The sequence below is a fragment of the Pseudomonas sp. MWU349 genome, assembly GCF_017947325.1.
Lineage (GTDB): Bacteria > Pseudomonadota > Gammaproteobacteria > Pseudomonadales > Pseudomonadaceae > Aquipseudomonas > Aquipseudomonas protegens.
On the sequence record NZ_JAFEVP010000005.1, the window covers coordinates 1 to 16,090 of the forward strand.

Consider the following 16,090-nt stretch of genomic DNA (forward strand, 5'->3'; position numbering starts at 1 on the left):
CCTGTGGAATCTGCCGTCAACAGTTATTTTCATAAATCTGTCATATCGGTCAGAAAACCCCATAAAAGCAAAGGCCGGCCCCAAGGGGCCGGCCTTTACGCTTCACATTTACAGGCTAGGGAAGGCGAACTGCGAGGCTTCGTGGCTGGCGCGTTGCGGCCAGCGCTGGGTGATCGCTTTGCGACGGGTATAGAAACGCACACCATCGGGACCGTAGGCATGCAGGTCACCAAACAGTGAACGCTTCCAGCCACCGAAGCTGTGATAGGCCACAGGCACCGGCAGCGGCACGTTGACGCCCACCATGCCCACCTCGATCTCGTCGCAGAACAGACGTGCCGCTTCACCGTCACGGGTAAAGATGCAGGTACCGTTCCCGTACTCGTGATCGTTGATCAGTTGCATGGCCTCCTCCAGGCTGTTGACCCGGACGATGCACAGCACCGGCCCGAAGATCTCTTCCTTATAGATGCGCATCTGCGGGGTAACGCGGTCGAACAGGCAGCCACCGAGGAAGAAGCCGTCTTCATGACCGGCCACGCTCAGGCCACGACCGTCCACCACCAGTTGCGCACCTGCGGCCACGCCGTCTTCTACATAACCACTAACCTTGTCACGCGCCTGGGCGGTAACCAGCGGCCCCATGTCCAGGCCACAGGAAGTACCGGCACCAATCTTCAGCGCCTTGATCTGTGGCACCAGCTTGGCCACCAGGGCATCGGCCACCTGATCGCCCACGCACACAGCTACCGAGATCGCCATGCAACGCTCACCGCATGAACCGTAGGCCGCGCCCATCAACGCACTGACGGCGTTATCCAGGTCGGCATCCGGCATCAGCACCGCGTGGTTCTTCGCCCCGCCCAGAGCCTGAACGCGCTTGCCGCGCTTGGTGCCTTCGGCATAGATGTACTCGGCAATCGGCGTCGAACCGACAAAACTCAGCGCCTTGACTTCCGGCGCCTCGATCAGCGCGTCCACCGCTGTTTTGTCACCGTGCACCACGTTCAGCACGCCCTTGGGCAGGCCGGCTTCATGCAGCAGCTCGGCAATCAGCAGGGTCGAGCTTGGGTCACGCTCAGAAGGCTTGAGGATGAAGCAGTTGCCACAGGCGATCGCCAGCGGATACATCCACAGCGGCACCATGGCCGGGAAGTTGAACGGAGTAATGCCGGCCACTACGCCCAGCGGCTGGAAGTCGGACCAGGCGTCGATGTTCGGGCCCACGTTACGGCTGTACTCGCCCTTGAGGATTTCCGGCGCGGCGCAGGCGTATTCGACGTTTTCGATACCGCGCTTCAATTCGCCCGCAGCGTCTTCCAGGGTCTTGCCGTGCTCTTCGCTGATCAGCTTGGCAATACGGGCTTCGTTCTGCTCCAGCAGTTGCTTGAAGCGGAACATCACCTGGGCGCGCTTGGCCGGTGGCGTATTGCGCCAGGCCGGGAATGCCGACTTAGCCGAGTCGATGGCTTGCTGGATGGTTTCACGGCTGGCCAGCGGCACTTTATGGATCGCCTGACCGGTGGACGGGTTGAACACGTCGGCGCTGCGACCGTTGTCGCTTACCAGCTCACCGTGGATCAGGTGTTGAATCAGACTCATGCGGGGACTCCTGAAAGAGGGAAAGCGCAGGCGCGAAACACTTCGCGCCTGCTTCTATATAAGAAGGATCGAATCAGTCGAGCTTGCTCAGCACTTCGCCAACCGCGTCGAACAGGCGATCGAGGTCCTGCGGCTTGCTGTTGAAGGTTGGGCCGAACTGCAAGGTGTCGCCGCCGAAGCGCACATAGAAGCCGGCCTTCCACAACGCCATGCCGGCCTCGAACGGACGCACGATGGCATCGCCATCACGGGGGGCAATCTGGATCGCGCCAGCCAGGCCGAAGTTACGGATGTCGATCACGTTCTTCGTACCCTTGATGCCGTGCAGTGCATTCTCGAAATGCGGGGCAACTTCGGCCACGCTCTGCACCAGGTTTTCCTTCTGCAGCAGGTCCAGTGCCGCCAGGCCCGCAGCACACGCCACCGGGTGCGCCGAGTAGGTGTAGCCGTGGGGGAATTCCACTGCGTACTCGGGTGTCGCCTGGTTCATGAAGGTCTGATAGATCTCGGAGCTGGCAATCACCGCGCCCATGGGGATCGCGCCGTTGGTGACCTGCTTGGCCACGCACATCAGATCCGGCGTCACGCCGAAGCTGTCAGCGCCGAACATGGCACCGGTACGGCCGAAGCCGGTGATCACTTCGTCGAACACCAGCAGGATGTTGTGCTGGTCGCAGATTTCCCGCAGGCGCTTGAGGTAACCCTGTGGCGGCACAAGCACACCAGCAGAGCCAGCCATCGGTTCGACGAAGACAGCAGCGATGTTGGAAGCATCGTGCAGTTCGATCAGCTTCAGCAGCTCATCGGCCAGGGCGATACCGCCCTGCTCCGGCATGCCGCGAGAAAACGCGTTGCTGGCCAGCAAGGTGTGCGGCAGGTGGTCGACGTCCATCATCGCCTGGCCGAACAGCTTGCGGTTGCCGTTGACACCGCCCAGGCTGGTGCCGGCGATATTCACCCCGTGGTAGCCACGGGCACGGCCGATCATCTTGGTCTTGGTCGACTGGCCTTTCAGGCGCCAGTAGGCGCGCACCATCTTCACGGCGGTATCGGCGCACTCGGAGCCGGAGTCAGTGAAGAACACGTGGTTCAGGTTGCCCGGGGTCAGGTCGGTGATCTTCTCGGCCAACTGGAACGACAGCGGGTGGCCGTATTGGAAGCCCGGGGAATAGTCCAGGGTGCCCAACTGCTTGGCGACCGCTTCCTGGATTTCCTTGCGCGAGTGGCCGGCACCGCAGGTCCACAGACCGGACAGCGAGTCATAGATCTTGCGGCCCTTGTCATCCACCAGCCAGCTGCCTTCGGCGCCGACGATCAGGCGCGGGTCACGCTGGAAGTTGCGGTTGGCGGTGTAGGGCATCCAGTGAGCGTCGAGCTTGAGCTGGCTGGCCAGGGACTGAGGGGCGGTTTCCGGCATGTTCATGAGCAAAACCTCGCAAGGCAATGAAGCGGCGTAGGAATAAAAAGCGTTGTTGCAGCTAAGTTGCCACGGCTATAAAGTCGGTGAAATCCAACTTTAATAACCTTCAGTCTGGCATCCACTAAACTATGAGCAGCCGTCGAGCCGACCCGCTGGCGCAAGTCAGCGACTTTGATATCCGCCTGCTGCGGATCTTTCGCAGCGTGGTGGAATGCGGTGGTTTCTCCGCCGCGGAAACCGTGCTCGGCATCGGCCGCTCGGCCATCAGCCAGCAGATGAGCGACCTGGAGCAACGGGTCGGCCTGCGCCTGTGCCAGCGCGGGCGCGCCGGGTTCTCCCTGACCGAGGAGGGCCGCGAGGTCTATCAGTCGACCCTGCAACTGCTCAGTGCCCTGGAAAGCTTCCGTACCGAGGTCAACGGCCTGCACCGCCACCTGCGCGGCGAATTGATCATCGGCCTCACCGACAACCTGGTGACCCTGCCCCACATGCGCATCACCCACGCCCTGGCGCAATTGAAGGAGCGTGGGCCGGACGTGCAGATCCAGATCCGCATGATCGCCCCCAACGAAGTGGAGCAAGGGGTACTCGACGGCCGCCTGCATGTCGGCGTGGTGCCCCAGGCCAGTGCCCTGCCCGGCCTGGAATACCAGCCGCTGTATGACGAACGCTCGCTGCTGTACTGCGCAGTGGGCCACCCGCTGTTCTATGTGGATGACCGGCAACTGGACGACCAGCGCCTCAACGACCAGGACGCCATCGCCCCGACCTTTCGCCTGCCGGCCGAGATCCAGGCCCACTACCAGGCGCTGAATTGCACCGCCAGCGCATCCGACCGGGAAGGCATGGCCTTCCTGATTCTCACCGGCCGCTACATCGGCTACCTGCCGGACCACTACGCCAGCCTCTGGGTGCAGCAGGGCCGGTTGCGTGCCCTCAAGCCCAAGTCACGCTTCTACGACCTCAGCCTGGCATCGGTCACGCGCAAGGGTCGGCGCCCTCATTTGGTGCTCGAAAGCTTTCTGGAGAGCCTGGCGGCAACCCGCTAGAGCGTCTTCACTCACCAGCAAGGTCCCGTACTCAAAGGCCCGCACCGCAAAGCAGACAAAATAACCTGAGCACCTGGACAGCTTTTTGCAGAGACCTCGGCACCTTGAACCCCAGCCCGAGCTCCACGCCATGCAGCCAGATGCTTCCCGCCCCAGCGAACTGATCTACGGCCTCGACGACCGCCCGCAACCCCTGCCCGCGCTGCTGGCGGCCCTGCAGCATGTGCTGGCCAGCTTTGTCGGCATCATCACCCCACCACTGGTGATGGGTTCGGCCCTGGGGCTTTCGGCGCACCTGCCGTACCTGATCAGCATGGCGCTGATGGTCTCCGGGGTCGGCACCTTTATCCAGGCCCGGCGCCCCTGGGGCATCGGGGCGGGCATGATCTGCCTGCAAGGCACCAGCTTCGCCTTCCTCGGCGCCGTACTGTCGGCGGGGTTCCTGGTCAAGCAACGGGGCGGCAGCCCGGAAGACATCCTGGCGATGATCTTCGGCGTGTGTTTCTTCGGCGCGCTGGTGCAGATCGTCCTCAGCCGCTTTATCGGACGACTGCGCCGGGTGATCACCCCATTGGTGACCGGCATCGTCATTAGCCTGATCGGCATCAGCCTGATCAAGGTGGGCATCACCGACCTGGGCGGCGGCTTCAATGCCGCAGACTTCGGCGCCCCGGGCAATCTCGGCCTGGGCCTGCTGGTGCTGCTGACCATCATTCTGCTCAACCGCAGCAACACCCCGTGGGTCCGCCTCAGCGCCATCATCATCGGCCTGGCCCTGGGCAGCCTGGCGGCCTGGTTCAGCGGCAAGCTGGTGCCCCAGCCACTGCCGGACCTGCCATTGATCAGCCTGCCCCTGCCCTTCAGGTACGGCTTCAGTTTCGACTGGAGCGCCTTTATCCCCGTAGCCCTGATCTACCTGATCAGCACCCTGGAAACCGTGGGAGATCTGACCGCCAACTGCATGCTGGCGCGCCAGCCCATTAGCGGCCCTTCCTATATAAGCAGGCTCAAGGGCGGGGTCCTGGGGGACGGCGTCAGTTGCCTGATCGCCGCCACCTTCAGCGCCTTCCCCAACACCACCTTCGCCCAGAACAACGGTGTGATTCAGTTGACCGGCGTGGCCAGCCGTTTCGTCGGCCTGTACATCGGCCTGATCCTGTTCTGCCTGGGCCTGTTCCCGCTGATCGGCGCGCTGCTGCAACAGATCCCCAAGCCGGTACTCGGCGGTGCCACCCTGGTGATGTTTGGCAGTGTCGCCGCCGCCGGGGTACGGATCCTCGCCCAGGCCCCGCTGGACCGGCGCAGCATGCTGATCATCGCCACGTCGTTCGGCGTCGGCCTGGGCATCGCCGCGCAACCGAACCTGCTGCACCTGCTGCCCAAGGTGGTGCAGACCCTGTTCGATTCGGCGATCACCAGCGGCGGCCTCACCGCCTTGCTGATGAGCCTGCTGTTGCCGGAAAACAAGGGCGCGGCGAATGACGCAAATACGCTTCCAGAAAACGACACCCTGAGGGCCCACTGAGGCTTTTGTAGCGCCAAGGCTTGTCTGATCCACGTGGGTGCGCTATCAACGCACAGGTTGCACCCACAGACTTGCTCGGAAACCTCCATGACCTTTGAAGTCCCCGCCCACAGCGCTCCTCACCCCGGCAAACCCGCCAGCCGCATTCGGCAGAAGAATGAAGAGGCCATCCTCCAGGCCGCCGAGGACGAGTTCGCCCGTCACGGTTTCAAAGGCACCAGCATGAACACCATCGCGCAGAAGGCCGGCCTGCCCAAAGCCAACCTGCACTACTACTTCACCAACAAGCTGGGGCTGTACATCGCGGTGCTGAGCAACATCCTCGAACTCTGGGACAGCACCTTCAACACCCTCACCGCCGAAGATGACCCGGCCGAAGCCCTGAGCCGCTACATCCGCGCCAAGATGGAATTCTCCCGCCGCCAGCCGCAAGCCTCGCGGATCTTCGCCATGGAGATCATCAGCGGTGGCGAATGCCTGAGCGAGTATTTCAGCCAGGACTACCGCGCCTGGTTCCAGGGCCGTGCCGCGGTGTTCCAGGCCTGGATCGACGCCGGCAAGATGGACCCGGTGGACCCGGTGCACCTGATCTTCCTGCTGTGGGGCAGCACCCAGCACTATGCCGATTTCGCCACCCAGATCTGCCGTGTCACCGGGCGCACCCGGCTGACCAAGCAGGACATGGAAGACGCCGGCAACAACCTGATCCGCATCATCCTCAAAGGCTGTGGCCTGACACCCGCACTGAAAGACTGACCCCATGCCCTTTACCCTGGCCGGCCTTTGCGAATACCGCGAGGAAATTCGCAAAAGCCGCTTCATCACCTTTGCCGCGCCCATCAGCAGCGCGGCCGAGGCCCAAGCCTTCATCCAGCAGTACAGCGACCTCAACGCTTCGCATAACTGCTGGGCGTGGAAACTCGCCGACCAGTACCGCAGCAACGACGACGGTGAACCCGGCGGCACCGCCGGGCGACCGATCCTCGCGGCCATCGAGGCCCAGGACTGCGACCAGGTGGCGGTGCTGGTGATCCGCTGGTACGGCGGCATCCAGCTGGGCACCGGCGGCCTGGCCCGAGCCTATGGCGGCGGCGCCAACAAGTGCCTGCAAGGCGCCGAGCGCATCGCCTTGGTCAACCGCGTACCGCTGCGTTGCGCCTGCAGCTTCAGCGAGCTGGCGCTGGTCAAGCTGCGGGTCGCCGAACTGGGTGGGCTGCTGGTCCAGGAAGACTTCACCGCCAACGGCGTAGAGCTGCAACTGGCCCTGGGCGAAGAACAGATCGACACCCTGCAGCAACAGCTGGCGGACCTCAGCCGCGGGCGCATCCTTTTGCAGCGCTGAAGGCACCAACCCGGCCCGGACCACCTTGTGCATAACCCGCAAGGGCCCCGGGCACTTGCCCACATCTACTGTGCACCCGACTGTGGATAAGCTGAGCACATAGCGCTGTAACCCTTCTGCAACGTGGCTTTGCGGGCTTTGTTCATTTTTTGTCCAAAGCGTCCCCAGGAAGCTTTTTTCCACAGCGAAACAGCCACTTAAGCCGGTTTATCGCAGTTCACGGACAAGCCAGTGGTGCTGATGCCCAAGCGCCGCTCTTGCACACAATTACTGTGGAGCAAGCTGTGGATAACCCGTGCAAGGCTGCTCCAGCCCCTGATTGCGCAGGGTCTGCAGGCAACTGATCATTTTCTGCGCAACGCCCTGGGGACAAAAACAGCGCCTTTTCAACCACCTTGCCCCGAAGTGGTGCCAGGACCCTGGTCCTGTCAGCCAGGCAGGATGCCGCCCGGGAGCACTCCACCGGCTTTCCTGACCCACTGGCCAGGAAATTGCTTTATCCACAGGCACAACTCCCAGAAGCCGAGCCTGTCATGTCCAATCACCCTGCACCCAGCAGCCAGGCTCCACGCCTGCAACTGCGCCGGATCAGCAAACGCTATCCCGGCTGCCTGGCCAACGACGCCATCGACCTGAACATCGCTGCGGGTGAAATCCATGCGTTGCTGGGCGAAAACGGCGCCGGCAAAAGCACCTTGATGAAGATCATCTACGGGGTGGTCCAGGCCGATTCAGGGGAGCTGCTCTGGCAAGGACAGCGCCAGCTCATCGACAACCCGGCCCAGGCACGCAGCCTGGGGATCGGCATGGTGTTCCAGCATTTCTCGCTGTTCGAAACCCTCAGCGTGGCGCAGAACATTGCCCTGGCCATGGGCGCCGGCGCCGGTACGCCGAACCAGCTGGAAGGCAGAATCCGCGAGGTTTCCCAGCGTTACGGCATGGCCCTCGAACCCCAGCGCCTGGTGCACAGCCTGTCCATCGGCGAACGCCAGCGGGTGGAAATCGTCCGCTGCCTGATGCAGGACATCCGCCTGCTGATCCTCGACGAGCCGACCTCGGTCCTGACCCCGCAGGAGGCCGACGACCTGTTCGTCACCCTGCGTCGGCTGGCCGACGAAGGCTGCAGCATCCTGTTCATCAGCCACAAGCTCGCCGAGGTGCGCGCCCTGTGCCACAGCGCCACGGTGCTGCGCGCGGGCCGGGTGGCCGGGCACTGCATACCGGCGCAGTGCTCGGATCGCGAGCTGGCGCGGCTGATGGTGGGGGATGCGGCGGCGATGATCACCGACTACCCGAAAGCCCGCGGCACGAACGACTTCCTGCGCCTGGACAACCTCAGCTGGGACAACCCCGACCCTTTCGGCTGCTCACTGAAGAACATCGACCTGCGCCTGCGCAGCGGCGAGATCGTCGGCATCGCCGGAGTCGCCGGCAATGGCCAGGACGAACTGCTGGCCCTGCTCAGCGGTGAACAGCGCCTGCCCCGCAGCGAAGCCGAACGTATCTGTTTCGCCGGCCAGGGCGTGGCTCATCTGTATCCCGACGCCCGACGCCAGCGCGGCCTGGCTTTCGTGCCCGCCGAACGCCTGGGCCACGGCGCCGTGCCGGAACTGAGCCTGGAGGACAACGCCCTGCTCAGCGCCTTTCAACAGGGCCTGGTGCGCCACGGTCTGATCCAGCGGCGCAAGGTGCGGGAACTGGCCGAGCGCATCATCCAGCGTTTCGGGGTCAAGAGCGCCGGTTCCCAGAGCCCGGCCCGCAGTCTGTCCGGCGGCAACCTGCAGAAATTCATCCTGGGCCGCGAGATTCTCCAGCAGCCTCGCCTGCTGATCGCCGCGCACCCGACCTGGGGTGTGGACGTCGGGGCCGCCGCCACTATCCATCGGGCCCTGATCGCCTTGCGCGATGCCGGTGCGGCGATCCTGGTGATCTCCGAAGACCTGGACGAGCTGTTCCAGATCAGCGACCGCCTCGCAGCCCTGTGCGCCGGGCGCCTTTCTCCCCTCAAGGCCTGCGCCGACACCTCGCTGGTGGAGGTTGGCGGCTGGATGGCCGGCCACGCCGATTCCCTGCACTCACCCGCTGCCCTGGCGATTTAACGGAGCTGTCCATGCTGCTTTCACTCGAACCCCGTGGCCGCCAGTCGCGGCTGATGCTCTGGTGCTCGCCACTGCTGGCGGCGCTACTGACCCTGGGCTGCGGTTCCCTGTTGTTCATGGCCCTGGGGCATGACCCCTGGCTGACCTTGCACACCCTGCTGATCGCCCCGGTCAGCGACCTGTATGGCGTGTCCGAACTGCTGGTCAAGGCGCTGCCTATCCTGCTCTGTGCCCTGGGCCTGGCGGTGGCCTACCAGGCGCGGGTGTGGAACATCGGCGCCGAGGGCCAGTTGCTGCTCGGGGCCCTGGTCGGCAGCGCCCTGGCGGTCAATCTCATCGAACTGCAAAGCCGCTGGGCGCTGGTGCTGATCCTGCTTGCCGGAACCCTGGCCGGCGCTGCCTGGGCCGGGCTCACCGCCTGGTTGCGCACCCGCTTCAACGCCAATGAAATCCTCACCAGCATCATGCTCAACTACATCGCCCTGAACCTCTTGCTGTACTGCGTGCATGGCCCGTTGAAAGACCCCGCCGGGTTCAACTTTCCCGAGTCGGCGATGTTCGGCGACGCCAGCCGCCTGCCGCTGCTGATGGAAGACGGCCGGGTCCACGCCGGGGTGTACTTCGCCCTACTGGCCCTGGTGGCGGTCTGGGTGCTGCTGCAGAAAAGCTTTGTCGGCTTCCAGATCAAGGTGCTCGGCCTGGACCCGCGTGCCGCCGGCTTCGTCGGCTTTCGCCAGAAGCGCCTGGTCTGGCTGGCGCTGTTGATCAGCGGTGCGCTGGCAGGGCTGGCCGGGGTCTGCGAAGTCGCCGGCCCCATCGGCCAACTGGTGCCCCAGGCCTCTCCCGGCTACGGCTACGCGGCCATTACCGTGGCTTTTCTCGGCCGCCTGAACCCCATCGGCATTGTGTTTTCCAGCCTGCTGATGGCGTTGCTGTACATCGGTGGCGAGAGCGCGCAGATGAGCCTCAACCTGCCCCAGGCCATCACCCAGCTGTTCCAGGGCATGATGCTGTTCTTCCTCCTGGCCAGCGACGTGCTGATTCTCTATCGCCCGCGCCTGAACCTGCGTTGGGTACGCCGTAACGCCAGCGCCACTGCAACCGCCGGAGCCCTGTGATGGATATCGATCTGCTGAGCAATATTCTCTACGCCATGGTTCGCTGCGGCACCCCGTTGCTGCTGGTGGCCCTGGGGGAACTGATCTGTGAAAAGAGCGGCGTCCTCAACCTGGGGCAGGAAGGCATGATGCTGTTCGGCGCGGTGATAGGTTTTATCGTCGCCCTCAACAGCGGCCATTTGTGGCTCGGGGTGCTGCTGGCGATGGCCGCCGGGATGCTGCTGGCGGCGCTGTTCGCCCTGGTGGCCCTGGTGTTCAACGCCAACCAGGTGGCCACCGGGCTGGCGCTGACGATCTTCGGGGTCGGCCTGTCGAGCTTTGTCGGTGCGGCCTGGGTCGGCAAGCCCCTGGCCGGCTTCGAACCGCTGGCGTTGCCGCTGCTGAGCGAGATCCCGCTGATCGGCCGCATGCTGTTCGCCCAGGATTTGCTGGTGTACCTGTCCTTCACCCTGTTCGCCCTCGTGGCCTGGGTGGTTCTCAAAAGCCGGGTCGGCCTGATCATCCAGGCCGTCGGCGAGAACCCCGACGCCGCCAGCGCCATGGGCCTGCCGGTGCTGCGGGTGCGCACGCTCGCGGTGCTGTTCGGCGGTGCCATGGCGGGGCTGGCCGGGGCCTACCTGTCCCTGGCCTACACCCCGATGTGGGCCGAGAACATGAGCGCCGGACGCGGCTGGATCGCGCTGGCGCTGGTGGTGTTCGCCAGCTGGCGGGTGTGGCGGCTGCTGCTCGGCGCCTACCTGTTCGGCCTGGCGAGCATCCTGCACCTGGTGGCCCAGGGCCTGGGCCTGGCGATTCCTTCCAACTTGCTGGCGATGCTGCCCTATGCCGCGACCATCCTGGTGCTGGTGCTACTATCCCGGGATGCCTTGCGCACCCGGCTGTATGCACCGGTGTCCCTCGGCCAGCCGTGGCAGGCGGGACACTAGAGGGCTGCCGGGGCCTTACCGGCAGCCGCTCGCACCGGCTGCAACTGGGCCACACACCAGGCCAGCTCGAAGAACAGGATCACCCCGATCAATGCCGTGGCTGCGTGGGCCAGGGCGTGGTGCACATAAATATCGCTCCATCGATTCAAGGAGCGCGCAGGCCAAAGCCTGGAGTATGCTTCAGGGTCAGCCCTTTCGAGCCCCATGCTTGCACATCGGAGAACCGGGCCAGTTGCGCCCCGTGCTGCAACTGCGACTGGGGCAAGCCTGTCCATTGAATCCGTGATCCTCACTTATCAAGGAACCTCATCATGTCCACGGCAAAAACCGCACTGATCATCGGCGCCTCCCGGGGCCTGGGCCTCGGCCTGGTCCAGCGCCTGCTGGAAGACGGCTGGCAGGTCACCGCCACCGTGCGCAACCCGCACAAGGCCGAGGCGCTGCAAGCCCTGGGCAAGGTGCAGATCGAGCAACTGGACATGGACGATCAGCAAGCGGTGATTGCCCTGAGCCAGAAGCTCAAGGACCAGGTGTTCGACCTGCTGTTCGTCAACGCCGGGGTCAAGGGCCCGGACAACCAGTTGCCGGGGCAGGCGACCCTGGCCGAAGTCGGCCAGCTGTTCTTCACCAACGCCGTGGCGCCGATCAACCTGGCCCAGCGCTTCGTCGGGCAGATCCGCAAGGACAGCGGCGTGCTGGCGTTCATGAGTTCGGTGCTGGGCAGCGTAACCATGCCCGACGCGCCGGAGCTGGCCCTGTACAAGGCCAGCAAGGCCGCGCTGAACTCCATGACCAACAGCTTCGTGACCCAGTTGGGGCAAAAGCTCACTGTGCTTTCGCTGCACCCGGGCTGGGTGAAGACCGACATGGGCGGCGAAGGCGCCGATATCGATGTGCAGACCAGCACCCGCGGGCTGATCGCCCAGGTCAATGCCTACACCGGCAAGGGCGGCCATCACTTCGTCAACTACAAGGGCGAAACCATTCCCTGGTAAGGCCGCGGCTGCCCCGGGCAGCCCTTGCACAGGCCAGCGAAGGCTCTGGAACGGGGGGCAAAATGCAAGTTTTGTCCCCCGGCAAATCTTTCGCTAGACTGCGCACCTCGCCCCTTGCGGCGACCCTGGATCAGCAGACAGGGCATCACTGAGCTGGCTAACCTGAACCCACTTTCAGAGGAGCCGGCCACCATGCCTGCGACCCGTACCTGGTTAAAAAATCCCCTGGCCATCTTCACCGGCAATGCCCTCGACGCCCGTGGCGGCCTGGTGCTGCAAGACGGTCTGATCGTTGAAGTGCTGGGCCTCGGCCAACAGCCTTCAAGCCCCTGCCAGCAGGTCTTCGACGCCCGCGAGCACGTGCTGCTGCCGGGCCTGATCAACACCCACCATCACTTCTATCAAACCCTGACCCGCGCCTGGGCGCCGGTGGTCAACCAGCCGCTGTTCCCCTGGCTCAAGACCCTGTACCCGGTCTGGGCCCGGCTGACCCCGGAAAAGCTCGCCCTGGCGACCAAAGTGGCACTGGCCGAACTGCTGCTCTCCGGCTGCACCACAGCCGCCGACCATCACTATCTGTTCCCGGACGGCCTGGAAAACGCCATCGACGTGCAAGTCGAAACCGTGCGTGAACTGGGCATGCGCGCCATGCTCACCCGCGGTTCGATGAGCCTTGGCGAAAAGGACGGCGGCCTGCCACCGCAACAGACCGTGCAGGAAGGCCAGGTGATTCTCGACGACAGTCAGCGCCTGATTCGGCAGTACCACGAGCGTGGCGACGGTGCGCAGATCCAGATCGCCCTGGCACCGTGCTCGCCGTTCTCGGTGACCCCGGAAATCATGTCGGCCAGCGCCGAACTGGCCAACGGGCTCGATGTGCGCCTGCACACGCACCTGGCCGAGACCCTCGACGAAGAAGACTTCTGCCTGCAGCGTTTCGGCCTGCGCACGGTGGATTATCTGGACAGCGTCGGCTGGCTCGGTCCGCGCACCTGGCTGGCCCACGGCATCCACTTCAACCCGGATGAGATCGCCCGCCTGGGCGCGGCTGGCACCGGCATCTGCCATTGCCCGAGTTCGAACATGCGCCTGGCGTCCGGCATCTGCCCCAGCATCGAGCTGACCGATGCAGGGGCGCTGTTCGGCTTGGGCGTGGACGGTTCGGCGTCCAATGACGCCTCGAACATGATCCTCGAAGCGCGCCAGGCGCTGTACATCCAGCGCCTGCGTTACGGCGCCGAAAAGATCACCCCGGAGCGGGTCCTGGGCTGGGCCACCCAGGGGTCGGCAAGCTTGTTGGGCCGTACCGACATCGGCGAACTGGCGGTAGGCAAGCAGGCGGACCTGGCGTTGTTCAAGCTCGATGAACTGCGTTTCTCGGGTAGCCATGATCCGATTTCGGCGCTGCTGTTGTGCGGCGCGGATCGGGCGGACCGGGTCATGATCGGCGGCAAGTGGCGGGTGATTGATGGCCAGGTCGAAGGGCTGGACCTGAAAAACCTGATCGCCGATCACAGCCAGGCGGCCCGGCAACTGATTGCCGGCACCTGATCGTTAACTCCAACGGCGAGGGAGCACATCCCTCGCCTGCGCGTTGAGCGCAATCGGCTCAAGGAAACATGTTAGTTTCCCCCCCCCTCTCCAACGAGCCGTTAGAAGGACATTACGTGAAACAAATGCACGGACTGGCGCTCTGCGTCGCGCTGCTGATTTCGGGCTGTGGGAAACAGGAGGTTGCAGGCCCCGCCAGCAAAGTGCTGTCACCTGAAAAAGTTGCCGACATTGCTTCGACCATCAGCCGCAGATACCCGGACCTGTCCCCGCAAGTCCGCGATGCGGTGCTCAACACCGTCGTGCGCTCGATGGACAACATGGTGCTGATTGAAGGGGGCGAATTCCAGATGGGGGATTTCGGCTGGCCCCGTGGCTTCGACCCACAGGCCTTGTGCCAATGGCCCTGTGGCGTGGACCCGGCCAACATGGAACGGATCAGCCTCGACATCGATGACGACTTCGTTCACCCGGTCAAATTGAGCAGTTATTACCTGTCCTCGCTGCAAACCACCTTGGGCGATTTCGATCTGTTCTTCCTGGCCCAAGGCAGGCCGCAATTCGACGCGGCACTGCGCAACCGCGAAGACATGAAACACCTCTACCAGGAAAACCTGCCCGCCCCGGCGTCTCGAAAATGGCAAGAGGCCAAGGATTACTGTGGCTGGCTGGCAGACCTCAGCGGCTATGCCGTGGATCTTCCGACCGAGGCCCAATGGGAATATGCGGCGCGCAACCGTGGCCAGCCGGTGATGTTCGCCACCGACAACGGCAATCTGGACTACGGCCGCAACTTTCCGGCGCCTGACGACAACGAAACCTTCGCTGTGGACAGGTTTGTGCCTAATCCGCTGGGCCTCTACAACCTCACCGGCAATGCCAGCGAATGGGTCAACGACTGGTACGACAAACACTACTACCGCGAATCTCCCGTGGAGAACCCGCAAGGGCCTGAAACAGGTATTTATCGGGCGCAACGGGGTGCCAACAACAAGTTTGCCAACGACCCGACCTTTTCTCCTTCGGCCAGCACCGTGCGCCGTTGGCGTTGGGGCGCACTCGCGGCCTGGAATGCCCCCGGGGTCAGCTTTCGCTGCGCTATCCAGTCGGCGCAACCCCTTTAAAGACCGAGCAGCGACAGCATGATGAAGGTGGCAAACAGCACGAAGTGAGTCATGCCTTCTATGGCATTGGTTTCACCGTCGTTGAGGTTGATCGCGCTGACGATCAGGGTGATGAACACCATCACCGTCTGTACCGGGGTCATGGCCATCTGGAACGGCTGGCCGGTGTACAAGGCCATGGCCTCCATCACCGGCACCGTGAGGATCACCGTCGACAGGGAAGCGCCCAGGGCCACGTTGACCACCGACTGCATGCGGTTGGCCAGGGCGGCGCGCAGGGCGGTCAGGATTTCCGGCGCGGCGGAAATCGCCGCCACCAGGATCGCCGTGATCACCGGCGGTGCACCCGTGTCTTCCAGCCCCAGGTCCAGGGTCTTGGACATCACCTCGGCCAGGGCGCCGATTACCACCACCCCGAACACCAGGATGCCGATGCTCCAGGCCAGGTTGATGGCATGGGGCTGTTCCTGGGCCTCTTTATTGCGGCGTTTTTCCGGGTAGCTGTAGCTGAAGAAATAGCTGTGCGGCCCGACCTGCATGCGCAGGAACAGGGTATAGAGCACCACCATGGCGCCGATGGTGAAGGCCGAGTAGACCTTCCAGTCGGCCTCGGGGATGAACTCCGGCACCACCATCGACACGCCCATGGCGGTAAGGATCATCACGCTGTAGGTGCGCGCCGAGTCGTCGTTGTAGGGCTGCTCGCCATGCTTGATGCCGCCCATCAGCGCGGCCAGGCCGAGGATACCGTTGATGTCCAGCATCACCGCCGAGTAGATGGTGTCGCGCACCAGGGTTGGCGAAGCCTCGTTGCTCATCATGATCGCCAGGATCACCACTTCCACCAGCACCGCGGCCAGGGTCAGGATCATGGTGCCGTAGGGGTCGCCAACCTTTTCCGCCAGCAGTTCAGCGTGGTGGGCGACGCGCATCGAAGCCATGACGATAAAGCCGATCAGCACCAGCCCGGCGCCCAGGGCGATGCCCTGGCCACTGCCCAGCAACAGGTGTTCAAGCGGATAGGCGGCCACGGCGGCCAACAGCGCAAGCAGTAGAAACTTTTCTTGCTTGAGGGAATTGAGCATTGCAGTCCTTTGACGGGAATAAAAACGAGTACAGGAGATGACTGAAAGACTGCACCAAGTCACTAACGTTTCGTTACATGTTAGTGCACCAGCCTCAGGCGCCGCGCACCGGGATGGATCTTGAACAGCCCTGCGCCGGCAAGCGGCCTCCTGCATTCCAACCCCGTAGAAGCTGGCTTGCCAGCGAAAAGCGCGCCCCAAAGCCCCCGTAGAAACCGCCTCGCCGGCGCAACAGCCATCTTTGTTGTCCTCTT

At 63.7% G+C, this 16,090-nt stretch carries 14 protein-coding genes; 10 read left to right on the top strand and 4 right to left on the bottom strand.

The features are described 5' to 3' along the window. Positions 1-108: 108 nt before the first annotated feature. Positions 109-1,602 (bottom strand): CoA-acylating methylmalonate-semialdehyde dehydrogenase, encoded by a 1,494-nt coding sequence (locus KCG88_RS20115; RefSeq protein WP_011059103.1) that lies wholly within the window; start codon positions 1,600-1,602, stop codon positions 109-111. Positions 1,603-1,675: 73 nt separating this feature from the next. Beyond that, positions 1,676-3,025: an aspartate aminotransferase family protein gene (locus KCG88_RS20120; RefSeq protein WP_015634038.1), complete on the bottom strand. Its 1,350-nt coding sequence runs from the start codon at positions 3,023-3,025 to the stop codon at positions 1,676-1,678. A 125-nt stretch (positions 3,026-3,150) separates the two neighbouring features. Here KCG88_RS20120 and KCG88_RS20125 point away from each other — a divergent pair, with 125 nt between their 5' ends. The 7 genes from KCG88_RS20125 to KCG88_RS20155 all read left to right on the top strand — a co-directional run bounded on the left by KCG88_RS20125 (position 3,151) and on the right by KCG88_RS20155 (position 11,081). Further along, a complete protein-coding gene (locus KCG88_RS20125) occupies positions 3,151-4,071 on the top strand; it encodes a LysR family transcriptional regulator (RefSeq protein ID WP_011059101.1) in 921 nt (306 codons plus the stop codon). A gap of 130 nt (positions 4,072-4,201) precedes the next feature. After that, positions 4,202-5,596 (top strand): nucleobase:cation symporter-2 family protein, encoded by a 1,395-nt coding sequence (locus tag KCG88_RS20130; protein ID WP_210712978.1) that lies wholly within the window; start codon positions 4,202-4,204, stop codon positions 5,594-5,596. An 87-nt stretch (positions 5,597-5,683) separates the two neighbouring features. Then, complete coding sequence (locus tag KCG88_RS20135) at positions 5,684-6,352, top strand: TetR/AcrR family transcriptional regulator (protein WP_047283792.1); 669 nt, start codon at positions 5,684-5,686, stop codon at positions 6,350-6,352. Between the two features lie 4 nt (positions 6,353-6,356). Next, the gene (locus tag KCG88_RS20140; RefSeq protein ID WP_019092788.1) at positions 6,357-6,938 is read left to right on the top strand and encodes a YigZ family protein; all 582 of its coding nucleotides are present in this window, start codon (positions 6,357-6,359) and stop codon (positions 6,936-6,938) included. A 533-nt stretch (positions 6,939-7,471) separates the two neighbouring features. Further along, the gene (locus tag KCG88_RS20145; protein ID WP_210712979.1) at positions 7,472-9,037 is read left to right on the top strand and encodes an ABC transporter ATP-binding protein; all 1,566 of its coding nucleotides are present in this window, start codon (positions 7,472-7,474) and stop codon (positions 9,035-9,037) included. 11 nt (positions 9,038-9,048) lie between these two features. Next, positions 9,049-10,155, top strand: a complete 1,107-nt coding sequence (locus tag KCG88_RS20150) for an ABC transporter permease (RefSeq protein WP_210712980.1) — start codon at positions 9,049-9,051, stop codon at positions 10,153-10,155. Beyond that, on the top strand, positions 10,155-11,081 hold the full coding sequence (locus tag KCG88_RS20155) for an ABC transporter permease (protein WP_210712981.1): 927 nt from the start codon (positions 10,155-10,157) through the stop codon (positions 11,079-11,081). Before KCG88_RS20150 ends, KCG88_RS20155 begins: the two co-directional genes overlap by 1 nt. Here KCG88_RS20155 and KCG88_RS31150 read toward each other — a convergent pair. After that, positions 11,078-11,206 carry a hypothetical protein gene (locus KCG88_RS31150; protein WP_263860793.1) on the bottom strand — a complete coding sequence of 43 codons (129 nt, stop codon included), beginning with the start codon at positions 11,204-11,206 and terminating at the stop codon, positions 11,078-11,080. The genes KCG88_RS20155 and KCG88_RS31150 overlap by 4 nt on opposite strands. A gap of 186 nt (positions 11,207-11,392) precedes the next feature. Between KCG88_RS31150 and KCG88_RS20160 the strand changes: the two genes are divergently transcribed. The 3 genes from KCG88_RS20160 to KCG88_RS20170 all read left to right on the top strand — a co-directional run bounded on the left by KCG88_RS20160 (position 11,393) and on the right by KCG88_RS20170 (position 14,751). Continuing rightward, entirely contained in the window at positions 11,393-12,076 is a 684-nt protein-coding gene (locus KCG88_RS20160; RefSeq protein WP_011059094.1) for an SDR family oxidoreductase, read from the top strand. A 192-nt stretch (positions 12,077-12,268) separates the two neighbouring features. Further along, the gene (locus tag KCG88_RS20165; RefSeq protein WP_210712982.1) at positions 12,269-13,627 is read left to right on the top strand and encodes an 8-oxoguanine deaminase; all 1,359 of its coding nucleotides are present in this window, start codon (positions 12,269-12,271) and stop codon (positions 13,625-13,627) included. 68 nt (positions 13,628-13,695) lie between these two features. Next, positions 13,696-14,751, top strand: a complete 1,056-nt coding sequence (locus KCG88_RS20170) for an SUMF1/EgtB/PvdO family nonheme iron enzyme (RefSeq protein ID WP_246882771.1) — start codon at positions 13,696-13,698, stop codon at positions 14,749-14,751. On the opposite strand, the gene KCG88_RS20175 is transcribed toward KCG88_RS20170, so the two are convergent. Continuing rightward, positions 14,748-15,836 carry a calcium:proton antiporter gene (locus tag KCG88_RS20175; protein WP_210712983.1) on the bottom strand — a complete coding sequence of 363 codons (1,089 nt, stop codon included), beginning with the start codon at positions 15,834-15,836 and terminating at the stop codon, positions 14,748-14,750. The genes KCG88_RS20170 and KCG88_RS20175 overlap by 4 nt on opposite strands. Positions 15,837-16,090: the final 254 nt, after the last annotated feature.

Excerpts from the sequence above, each read along its gene's own strand:
- KCG88_RS20115 (WP_011059103.1), bottom strand. The coding sequence starts at position 1,602 with ATGAGTCTGATTCAACACCTGATCCACGGTGAGCTGGTAAGCGACAAC.
- KCG88_RS20120 (WP_015634038.1), bottom strand. The coding sequence starts at position 3,025 with ATGAACATGCCGGAAACCGCCCCTCAGTCCCTGGCCAGCCAGCTCAAG.
- KCG88_RS20125 (WP_011059101.1), top strand. The coding sequence starts at position 3,151 with ATGAGCAGCCGTCGAGCCGACCCGCTGGCGCAAGTCAGCGACTTTGAT.
- KCG88_RS20130 (WP_210712978.1), top strand. The coding sequence starts at position 4,202 with ATGCAGCCAGATGCTTCCCGCCCCAGCGAACTGATCTACGGCCTCGAC.
- KCG88_RS20135 (WP_047283792.1), top strand. The coding sequence starts at position 5,684 with ATGACCTTTGAAGTCCCCGCCCACAGCGCTCCTCACCCCGGCAAACCC.
- KCG88_RS20140 (WP_019092788.1), top strand. The coding sequence starts at position 6,357 with ATGCCCTTTACCCTGGCCGGCCTTTGCGAATACCGCGAGGAAATTCGC.
- KCG88_RS20145 (WP_210712979.1), top strand. The coding sequence starts at position 7,472 with ATGTCCAATCACCCTGCACCCAGCAGCCAGGCTCCACGCCTGCAACTG.
- KCG88_RS20150 (WP_210712980.1), top strand. The coding sequence starts at position 9,049 with ATGCTGCTTTCACTCGAACCCCGTGGCCGCCAGTCGCGGCTGATGCTC.
- KCG88_RS20155 (WP_210712981.1), top strand. The coding sequence starts at position 10,155 with ATGGATATCGATCTGCTGAGCAATATTCTCTACGCCATGGTTCGCTGC.
- KCG88_RS20160 (WP_011059094.1), top strand. The coding sequence starts at position 11,393 with ATGTCCACGGCAAAAACCGCACTGATCATCGGCGCCTCCCGGGGCCTG.
- KCG88_RS20165 (WP_210712982.1), top strand. The coding sequence starts at position 12,269 with ATGCCTGCGACCCGTACCTGGTTAAAAAATCCCCTGGCCATCTTCACC.
- KCG88_RS20170 (WP_246882771.1), top strand. The coding sequence starts at position 13,696 with ATGTTAGTTTCCCCCCCCCTCTCCAACGAGCCGTTAGAAGGACATTAC.
- KCG88_RS20175 (WP_210712983.1), bottom strand. The coding sequence starts at position 15,836 with ATGCTCAATTCCCTCAAGCAAGAAAAGTTTCTACTGCTTGCGCTGTTG.